The organism is Streptomyces cavernicola, from assembly GCF_029968035.1.
GTDB classification, from domain to species: domain Bacteria; phylum Actinomycetota; class Actinomycetes; order Streptomycetales; family Streptomycetaceae; genus Streptomyces; species Streptomyces cavernicola.
Genome location: NZ_JASCIQ010000021.1, coordinates 136118 through 145043, shown reverse-complemented (window position 1 = coordinate 145043; position 8926 = coordinate 136118). Strand labels below are relative to the sequence as shown.

The window sequence follows — 8926 nt, the reverse complement described above, 5'->3', positions numbered from 1 at the left end:
GCCCGCCCCCCGCGGCGCGGGGGGGGCGGGGGGGGGGGGGGCCCCCGCGCCCCCCCCCCCCCCCCCCCCCCCCCCCCGGCGGCGCACTCCGGTGTCCCCGGGGGCCGAAACGGGTTAAAGGAGGTCCATGACACGTTTCGCAGCTCTGGCTCTGTTCGCCGCCGGCACGGCCGCGGGCGTCCCCCTCGCCCTGTTGCTCTCGCCGTGGTGGTGGGCGGCGGTCGCGCTGTGCGGGGCGCCGACGCTCGTGGGCGTGTACGACCTGCTGCAGCGGCGGCACACGGTGCTGCGGAACTACCCGATCGTCGGCCATCTGCGGTACGAGCTGGAGTCGGTCCGCCCGGAGCTGCAGCAGTACTTCGTGGAGCGCGACTACGACGGCCGCCCTTACGACCGCGACACCCGCACCATCGTCTACGAGCGCGCCAAGGGCGAGGACGCGGAGGACCCGTTCGGCAGCGAGCTCGACATGTACGAGCGGGGCTACGAGTACCTGGTCCCGTCCATCGCCCCCGTCGACGTGCCCGAGCGCCCGCCGCGCGTACGGATCGGCGGTCCCGACTGCACGCGACCGTACGAGATGGCACTGCTCAACGTGTCCGCGATGAGCTTCGGCTCGCTCTCCTCGAACGCCCTGCTCGCCCTCAACTCCGGTGCGGCGCGCGGGGGTTTCGCGCACGACACGGGCGAGGGCGGGATCTCCGAGTACCACCTGCGGCCCGGCGGGGACCTGGTGTGGGAGATCGGCACGGGCTACTTCGGCTGCCGCACGCCGGACGGCGACTTCGACCCGCGGCAGTTCGCGGACCGGGCGGCGCTGCCCGCCGTCCGCTGTGTGTCTCTGAAGCTCTCGCAGGGCGCCAAGCCCGGCATCGGCGGGGTGCTGCCCGCGGGCAAGGTGAGCGCCGAGATCGCGGCGGCGCGCGGGGTCCCGCAGGGGCGTACGGTCGTGTCGCCGCCGTACCACCGGGCGTTCTCGACGCCGCGCGAACTGGTCCGGTTCCTCGCCCGGATGCGGGAGTTGGCGGACGGCAAGCCCGTCGGGTTCAAGATCTGCCCCGGTTCGCGCACCCAGTTCCTCGCGGTGTGCAAGGCGATGCTCGCGGAGGGGGTCACGCCGGACTTCATCGTGGTCGACGGCGCGGAAGGCGGCACGGGCGCGGCGCCCCTGGAGTTCGCCGACCACCTGGGGATGCCGCTCACCGAGGGCCTGATCACGGTGCACCACGCGCTCATCGGCACGGGACTTCGGGACCGGGTACGGATCGGTGCGAGCGGCAAGGTGGCCACCGGCTCGGACATCGTCAAACGCCTTGCCATGGGGGCCGATTACACCAACGCGGCTCGGGCGATGATGTTCGCCGTGGGCTGCATCCAGGCGCAGCGCTGCCACACCAACCGCTGCCCGACCGGGGTCACCACGCAGGACCCGCGCCGGGTCCGCGCCCTCGACGTCGCCGACAAGTCGGTACGCGTCACCCGCTATCAACAGGCCACCGTGCAGAGCGCGCTGCAGATCATGGCCGCGATGGGCGTACGCGAGCCCGCCGAGCTGACCCCGCACCTGCTGCGCCGCAGGGGCGGCGACGCCGTGTTCCGCTCGTACGCCGAGCTGTACGTACCGCCCGAGCCGGGCGAGCTGCGCACGGCGCCGCCCACGGCCTGGGCGGCGGACTGGGAACGCGCGGACCCGGACCGGTTCACGGTCTGAGCCGCGAGCCGTTCGTCACGTACGGTCCTAGGCCCTGTCTTCAATCTCCTGTCGTCCGCCCGAAGGGCGGGCCCCGCGGCGTCCGGTGCGTGCGCTCGCAAGGCGCGGGAATGGTCTCGTAGCGGAGCTACTAGGGCATTTCCGCAACGCGGCGAGCGTGCGTGCCGGGCGTCGCGGGGCAGGCAGGAGATTGAAGACAGGGCCTAGAGCGCCACCGCGAGCACCAGTGCCGCGCTCGCCGCGCACCGCAACCGGCCGTCCCGGACCGCCGACACCGCCTCGGCCAGCGGGATGTGATGGACCTTCAGGTCGGCCTCGACGGATTCCGGGGCCGCCGGGTACGGGTCGGGGTCGACGGTGCTCCACAGGTGCACGCGGGCCGGGGTCGCGCCGGGCAGCGGGTGCAGGGCGCCGTGGTCGGTCCAGTGGCCGTCGCGGTAGCCGGTCTCCTCGGCGAGCTCGCGCCGTGCGGCCCTCTCGGGGGCGCCGTCGGCCGGGTCGACCTGGCCGCCCGGCAGCTGCCACATCACGCCGGTCAGGTAGTGGTGCTGTTCGCAGACGAGGAGGTTGCCGTGGACGAGGGCGGCCACCCGTACCTGGTCGGGGACCCGCACCCAGTTGTAGGGGCCGGTGCTGCCGTCGGGGAACGTGACGTCGTCGCGGTAGGCGGTGAGGCGCGGGGTCGCGTACAGCGGGGTGCGTCGGTGGCGGGCCCAGGGGCCGAGGCCGCCCGCGTCCCAGGTGGTGTCTTCCCGTTCGTTCATGGGTGAAGTCCTGCCCACGACTGGCCTGTTCATGATGCGCGCGGGGCGGCGGGCGCGGCTGCCGCGCGTACCTGCGACCGGCGAACGCCGAGGCCAGAGGCGGTGTCGCGCAGCCGACCAGCCCCCCATGTGACTGGCATCACAGTTCCCACCAAGCTGTCCGCAGGTCATCATATGACGCGATCGCCGCACCGAATCCGAGCCGGGAGCCGCGCCCCGGACGGCACAGCGAAACGAGGAAGTTTCATGAACGACCAGGTCAGGCAGGCAGCACCACGCGTGGGCGTGGTGGGCCTCGGGGCCATGGGGCTCGGGATGGCCCGCAGCCTGCGCAGCGCGGGCTTCGACGTGGCCGTCCACGATCTGCGGCCCGAGGTGGCCGCCGCGTTCGCCGAGGACGGCGGCACCGCCCACGCCTCGGCCGCTGAGCTCGCGGCCGCCGTCGACGTCCTGGTCGGCGTCGTGGTCAACGCCGCGCAGGTCGAGTCGGTACTCTTCGGCCCCGGCGGCGCGGCCGACGCGCTGCGCCCCGGCTCGGTCTACGTGATGTGCTCGACCGCCGACCCCAACTGGTCGGCCCAGCTGGAGAAGCGGCTCGCCGAGCGGGGCGTGCTCTACCTGGACGCCCCGATCTCCGGCGGTGCCGCACGGGCCGCGAGCGGCGAGCTCACCATGATGACCTCGGGCTCCGCGACCGCGTACGCCCTTGCCGACCCGGTGCTCGAAGCGATGAGCGCCACCGTCTACCGCCTCGGCGACGAAGCGGGCATCGGCTCCAAGGTGAAGATCGTCAACCAGCTGCTCGCCGGTGTGCACATCGCCGCGGCCGCCGAGGCGATGGCCCTCGGCATCAAGGCCGGGGTGCCCGCCGAGTCGCTCTACGAGGTGATCACGCACAGCGCGGGCAACTCGTGGATGTTCGAGAACCGGATGGCGCACGTCCTCGCCGGGGACTACACGCCGCTGTCCGCGGTCGACATCTTCGTCAAGGACCTCGGGCTCGTGCTCGACGCGGCCCGTCCGGAGAAGTTCCCGCTGCCGCTCGCGGCCACCGCGCACCAGATGTTCCTGCAGGCCTCCGCCTCCGGTCTGGGCGGCGAGGACGACAGCGCCGTGATCAAGACCTTCCCCGGGATCGAGCTGCCCGGACAGAAGCACGCCGAGCTGCCCGAGCAGAAGGACGAGGCCTGACATGACCATCCGACTCGGCTGCATCGCCGACGACTTCACCGGCGCGACCGACCTCGCCAACAACCTCGTACGCGCCGGGATGCGCGTCGTCCAGCTGATCGACGTGCCGGCGCCGGGAACCCCGGGCCCGGTCGACGCGGACGCCGTCGTCATCGCCCTCAAGTCGCGTACGACGCCCGTCGACGAGGCCGTCGAGGTCTCGCTGCGGGCCCTGGACTGGCTGCGGTCCGTGGGCGCGGAGCAGATCTACTTCAAGTACTGCTCGACCTTCGACTCGACCCCGGCGGGCAACATCGGCCCCGTCACCGAGGCCCTGTTGGACGCCCTCGGCACGGACTTCACGGTGGCGACCCCTGCGTTCCCCGACAACGGGCGGACCATCTTCAAGGGCCATCTCTTCGTCGGCGACGTCCTGTTGAGCGAGAGCGGCATGCGCCACCACCCGCTGACGCCGATGACCGACTCCGACCTGGTGTCCGTCCTCGGGGCGCAGTCCACCCGCCCGGTCGGCCTGGTCGACCACACCGTGGTGGCCGCGGGCCCCGACGCGATCCGGGACCGCATCGGGGAGCTGCGCAAGGACGGGGTGGGCGCCGCGATCGTCGACGCCGTCTCCAACGACGACCTGCTGCGGCTCGGCGCGGCGGTCCGGGACCTCCCGCTGGTGACCGCGGGTTCGGGTCTCGCCATCGGCCTGCCCGCCAACTGGGGCTTCGAGCCGTCCGCGAGCGCCGCCCAACTCCCGCCCGCCGGGGGCCTGCAGGCGATCGTCTCCGGTTCGGTGTCGACCGCGACCAACGGGCAGGTGCGGGAGTTCCTGCGCGCCGGACGGCCCGCGTTCAGCGTGGATCCGCTGCGGATCGCCGACGGCCAGGACGTCGCGGGCGAGGCCCTGGCCTTCGCCGCGCGGCACCTCGCCGACGGTCCCGTGCTCGTCTACTCCACCGAGACGCCCGACGCGGTCAGGACCGTGCAGGGCAGGCTCGGCGTCGCCGAGGCCGGTGAGCTCGTCGAGCGGACCCTGGCCCGCGTCGCGCAGGGGCTGCTCGACCTCGGCGTACGGCAGTTGGCCGTCGCGGGCGGCGAGACCTCCGGGGCCGTGGTGCAGGCACTCGGCCTCACCGGACTCCGCATCGGAGCGCAGATCGACCCGGGCGTGCCGTGGTGCGCCGCCGAGCTGTCCGGCGGGGACACCCTGCACATCACCCTGAAGTCGGGCAACTTCGGCAGCCCCGGCTTCTTCACCGACGCCTTCGCCCGCCTCGAATCCGCCGGGGAGCCCGTATGACCCGCCTCCCCGAGCAGGCCGTGGACGCGGCCCGCGCCGAGATCGTCCGCGTCGGCACCAGCCTCTTCGACCGCGGCTACGTGCACGCCAGCGCCGGCAACATCAGCGCCCGGCTCGACGGCGGGCACCTGATCACCCCGACCGACGCCGCCCTCGGCTTCCTGTCGCCGGAGCGCCTCGCCCTCGTCGACGCCGACGGCACGCAGCTCGCGGGCGACCGGGCCAGCAAGACCCTCACCCTGCACCGGCGGATCTACGAGGCCGACCCCTCGGCGCGGTTCGTCGTCCACACCCACTCCACACACCTCGTCGCCCTCACCCTGGCCGGCGTCTGGAGCGAGGACGACGTGCTCCCCCCGATCACGCCGTACTACGTCATGAAGGTCGGGCACGTCCCGCTCGTCCCGTACCACCGGCCCGGCGACCCCCGCGTGGCCGACCTGGTCGCCGGGCACATCGCCCGGCGGGCCGCCGAGTCCACCCCCATCAGGGCCGTGCTCCTCGACCGGCTCGGCCCGGTCGTCTGGGGCCCGGACGCGGCGTCCGCGCTCGCCGTGCTCGAAGAGCTGGAGGAGACCGCGCGCCTCTGGCTCCTCACCGAACGCCGACCGGAGCCGCTCCCCGGCCCCGCGCTCGACGAGCTGAAGGCAACCTTCGGCGCCTCCTGGTGACCGCAGGGCCCCTGTGGGCCCGGCCCCCGTGCACCGCCCCTCTCCCCTGCCCGAGAATCCCCTGAGCCGCAGATAGGATTCCGCATGTCCACGTCCACCGCGACGGCCGAGGCCCCCGACCTCGCCCGTGAGAACGCCGTCTTCCGCAAGGTCGTTCTCCGTATCGTCCCCTTCCTGATCCTCTGCTACGTCTTCTCGTACCTGGACCGCGTCAACGTCGGCTTCGCCAAGCTGCAGATGTCCGACGACCTCGGTCTCAGCGAGGCGGCGTACGGGCTCGGCGCGGGTCTGTTCTTCATCGGGTACTTCCTCTTCGAGGTGCCGTCCAACCTGATGCTGCAGCGCATCGGGGCCCGCACCTGGATCGCCCGGATCATGATCACGTGGGGTCTGGTCTCCGGCGCGTTCATGTTCGTCTCGAACGAGACGTGGTTCTACGTGCTCCGCTTCCTCCTCGGCGCCGCCGAGGCCGGGTTCTACCCGGGCGTGATCCTCTACTGCACGTACTGGTTCCCGTCCCACCGCCGGGCCCGCGTCATCGCGATGTTCATGTCCGCGATCCCCGTCGCCGGCATCTTCGGCAACCCGCTCTCCGGCTGGATCATGGACGCCTTCCACGGGAAGAACGGCTGGCAGGGCTGGCAGTGGATGTTCCTGCTCGAAGCCATCCCGGCGATCCTCATCGGCGTGGCCACGCTCTTCTACCTCGACAACGGGGTGCGCGGCGCCAAGTGGCTGTCCGACGACGAGAAGGACATCGTGGAAGCGGCGCTCGCCAAGGACACCGCGCACCAGAAGCACGGCGGCGCCTGGGACGGCTTCCGCGACCCGAAGGTGTGGCTGATGTGCCTCATCTACTTCTGCTTCGTGATGGGCCAGTACGCGCTCACGTTCTGGATGCCGACCTTCGTCAAGTCCACCGGCATCGAGGACACCTTCACCATCGGCGTGCTGAGCGCCGTGCCGTTCCTCGCCGCGCTCGTCGCCATGAACCTCTTCGGCCGCTCCGCCGACAAGCGCCGCGAGCGCCGCTGGCACCTGGTGATACCGAGCCTCATGGGCGCCGTCGGCTTCTCCCTCGCCGCGAGCTGGAGCGGGTCCACCGCGCTCTCCCTGATCGCCCTGTCCTTCGCCGCCGCCGGCGTGCTGACCTGCGCCCCGCTGTTCTGGTCGCTGCCCACCGCCTTCCTCGGCGGCACCGCGGCCGCCGCCGGGCTCGCCGTGATCAACTCGGTGGGCAACCTGGCCGGGTTCGTCAGCCCGTACATGATCGGCTCCCTGAAGGACGCCACCGGCTCGTCCGCGATCCCGATGTACGTCCTGGCCCTCAGCCTCGTCGTCGGCGCGATCGCCGTCCTCACCACGAAGAAGGAGGTCGTGAACCGATGACCGGCTCAGGTCCCGCTCTCCTTCCGACCACAGGAGCAACCCATGCCTAGGTTCGCCGCGAACCTGTCGATGATGTACACCGAGCACGCCTTCCCCGACCGCTTCGCCGCCGCCGCGGCCGACGGCTTCGAGGGCGTCGAGTACCTCTTCCCGTACGACCACGAGCCCGCCGAGCTGCGCCGTCTGCTGGACGAGCACGGCCTGCGCCAGGTGCTCTTCAACGCGCCCCCCGGCGACTGGGACAAGGGCGAGCGGGGCCTCGCCTCGCTGCCGGGCCGCGAGGCCGAGCTGCGCGCCGGGATCGAGAAGGCCCTGGAGTACGCGGCCGCGCTCGGCTGCGGCCAGGTGCACGTGATGGCCGGACTCGTGCCGCAGGACGCCACCCCCGCCGAGTGGGACGCCCATCGGGCCACCTACCTGGGCAACCTCGCCTGGGCCGCCGAGCGCGCCGCCGCAGCGGGCGTGGACCTCCTCATCGAGCCCATCAACACCCGTGACATGCCGGGCTACTTCATCAGCCGGCAGGCCGACGCGCACGCGGTCGTACGGGAGGTGGGCGCCCCCAACCTCAAGGTGCAGCTGGACCTGTACCACTGCCAGATCGTCGAGGGCGACCTGACGGCGACGCTGCGCCGGGACCTGCCCACCGGACGCGTCGCGCATCTGCAGATCGCGGGCGTGCCCGACCGGCACGAGCCGGACGCCGCGAACGAGCTGAACTTCCCCCATCTCTTCGGCGTGGTCGACGCGTTGGGCTTCGACGGCTGGATCGGCTGCGAGTACCGCCCGCGCGCCGGCACGAGCGAGGGGCTCGGCTGGCTGAAGAACCACGAGAACGACCGGTCCGCGGACCACCGAGGAGACCACGCATGAGGATCGTCATCACCGGCGGATTCGGCTTCCTCGGCCGCAAGGTCGCCGAGGCCCTGCTGCAGCGGCGCACCCTCGGCGGGACGCCCGTCGACCGCCTCGTGCTCGCCGACCGGTTCGTGCCCGAGGACTCCCCCGTCCTCGCCGACCCCCTGGTCGAGGTCGTCTGCGGCGACCTCGTCGAACGGCTCGACGAGGTGTTCGCGGAGCCCGTCGACGTGCTGATCCACCTGGCGGCCGCGGTCTCCGCCGAGTGCGAGGCCGACTTCGACCTCGGCATGAGCGCCAACCTGGACACCACGCGGGCCCTCCTGGAGGCCGCCCGCGCCCAGGCCGCCGCCGGCGGTCCGCTGCCGCGCGTCGTGTTCGCCTCCAGCGTCGCGGTGTACGGCTCGGACGCCGCGCTGCCGCTGCCCGCGGTGGTCAGCGAGTCGACGCTGCCCACCCCGCGCTCCAGCTACGGCGTGCAGAAGCGGATCTGCGAGCAGCTGGTCGCCGAGTACAGCCGCCGGGGCTTCCTCGACGGCCGGGTGGCCCGCCTGATGACGGTGTCCGTACGGCCGGGCAAGCCGAACGCCGCCGCCTCCGGCTTCCTCTCCGGCATCGTCCGCGAGCCGCTCGCCGGGCTTCCGGCCGTCTGCCCGGTCAGCCCGGACCTGCGGGTCGCCCTGGCCTCGCCACGGCGCACCGTCGACGGCATCCTGCGGATCGCCGAGGCGGAACGGGGCAGCGGTCCGGGCCACTTCGAGGGGGAGCTGCCGGTGAACCTGCCGGCGCTGACCGTCACGGTCGCCGAGATGCTCGACACGGTCCGCCGGGTCGCCGGGGACGCCGTAGCCGAGCTGGTGACGGTCGAGCCGGACCCGTCCGTCGAGGCGATCGTGGGCTCCTGGCCTGCCGCCTTCGACAACGCGCGGGCCGCGGCGCTCGGCCTCACCCCGGACGACAGCTTCGAGGCGGTCGTCCGGGCGTACGTCGAGGACCACCCGGAGGCCGTGACCGCTCTCGCCCCGACCGCCGCCGGTTCGGGCAGGGCCTGACG

Annotated in this window: 8 protein-coding genes; 7 read left to right on the top strand and 1 reads right to left on the bottom strand. The window is 72.6% G+C overall.

Annotated features, from left to right (window positions below; genetic code table 11):
• Positions 1-127 precede the first annotated feature (127 nt).
• A complete protein-coding gene (locus QIS96_RS20965) occupies positions 128-1711 on the top strand; it encodes an FMN-binding glutamate synthase family protein (RefSeq protein WP_282544196.1) in 1584 nt (527 codons plus the stop codon).
• Between the two features lie 203 nt (positions 1712-1914).
• On the opposite strand, the gene QIS96_RS20960 is transcribed toward QIS96_RS20965, so the two are convergent.
• Positions 1915-2475: an NUDIX domain-containing protein gene (locus tag QIS96_RS20960; protein ID WP_282544195.1), complete on the bottom strand. Its 561-nt coding sequence runs from the start codon at positions 2473-2475 to the stop codon at positions 1915-1917.
• Between the two features lie 174 nt (positions 2476-2649).
• Here QIS96_RS20960 and ltnD point away from each other — a divergent pair, with 174 nt between their 5' ends.
• The 6 genes from ltnD (at position 2650) to denD (ending at position 8924) form a co-directional block, all read left to right on the top strand.
• Positions 2650-3666, top strand: coding sequence for an L-threonate dehydrogenase (gene ltnD, locus QIS96_RS20955; protein ID WP_408907228.1), 1017 nt, complete (start codon positions 2650-2652; stop codon positions 3664-3666).
• Position 3667: 1 nt separating this feature from the next.
• On the top strand, positions 3668-4954 hold the full coding sequence (gene otnK / locus QIS96_RS20950) for a 3-oxo-tetronate kinase (RefSeq protein ID WP_282544193.1): 1287 nt from the start codon (positions 3668-3670) through the stop codon (positions 4952-4954).
• Positions 4951-5625 carry a class II aldolase/adducin family protein gene (locus tag QIS96_RS20945; RefSeq protein ID WP_282544192.1) on the top strand — a complete coding sequence of 225 codons (675 nt, stop codon included), beginning with the start codon at positions 4951-4953 and terminating at the stop codon, positions 5623-5625. The genes otnK and QIS96_RS20945 overlap by 4 nt, the downstream gene beginning before the upstream one ends.
• Positions 5626-5709: 84 nt before the next feature.
• Entirely contained in the window at positions 5710-7014 is a 1305-nt protein-coding gene (locus QIS96_RS20940; protein WP_282544191.1) for an MFS transporter, read from the top strand.
• A 42-nt stretch (positions 7015-7056) separates the two neighbouring features.
• Positions 7057-7887, top strand: coding sequence for a 2-oxo-tetronate isomerase (gene otnI, locus QIS96_RS20935; protein WP_282544190.1), 831 nt, complete (start codon positions 7057-7059; stop codon positions 7885-7887).
• Positions 7884-8924: a D-erythronate dehydrogenase gene (gene denD, locus QIS96_RS20930; RefSeq protein WP_282544189.1), complete on the top strand. Its 1041-nt coding sequence runs from the start codon at positions 7884-7886 to the stop codon at positions 8922-8924. Before otnI ends, denD begins: the two co-directional genes overlap by 4 nt.
• The last annotated feature ends 2 nt before the right edge of the window (positions 8925-8926 follow it).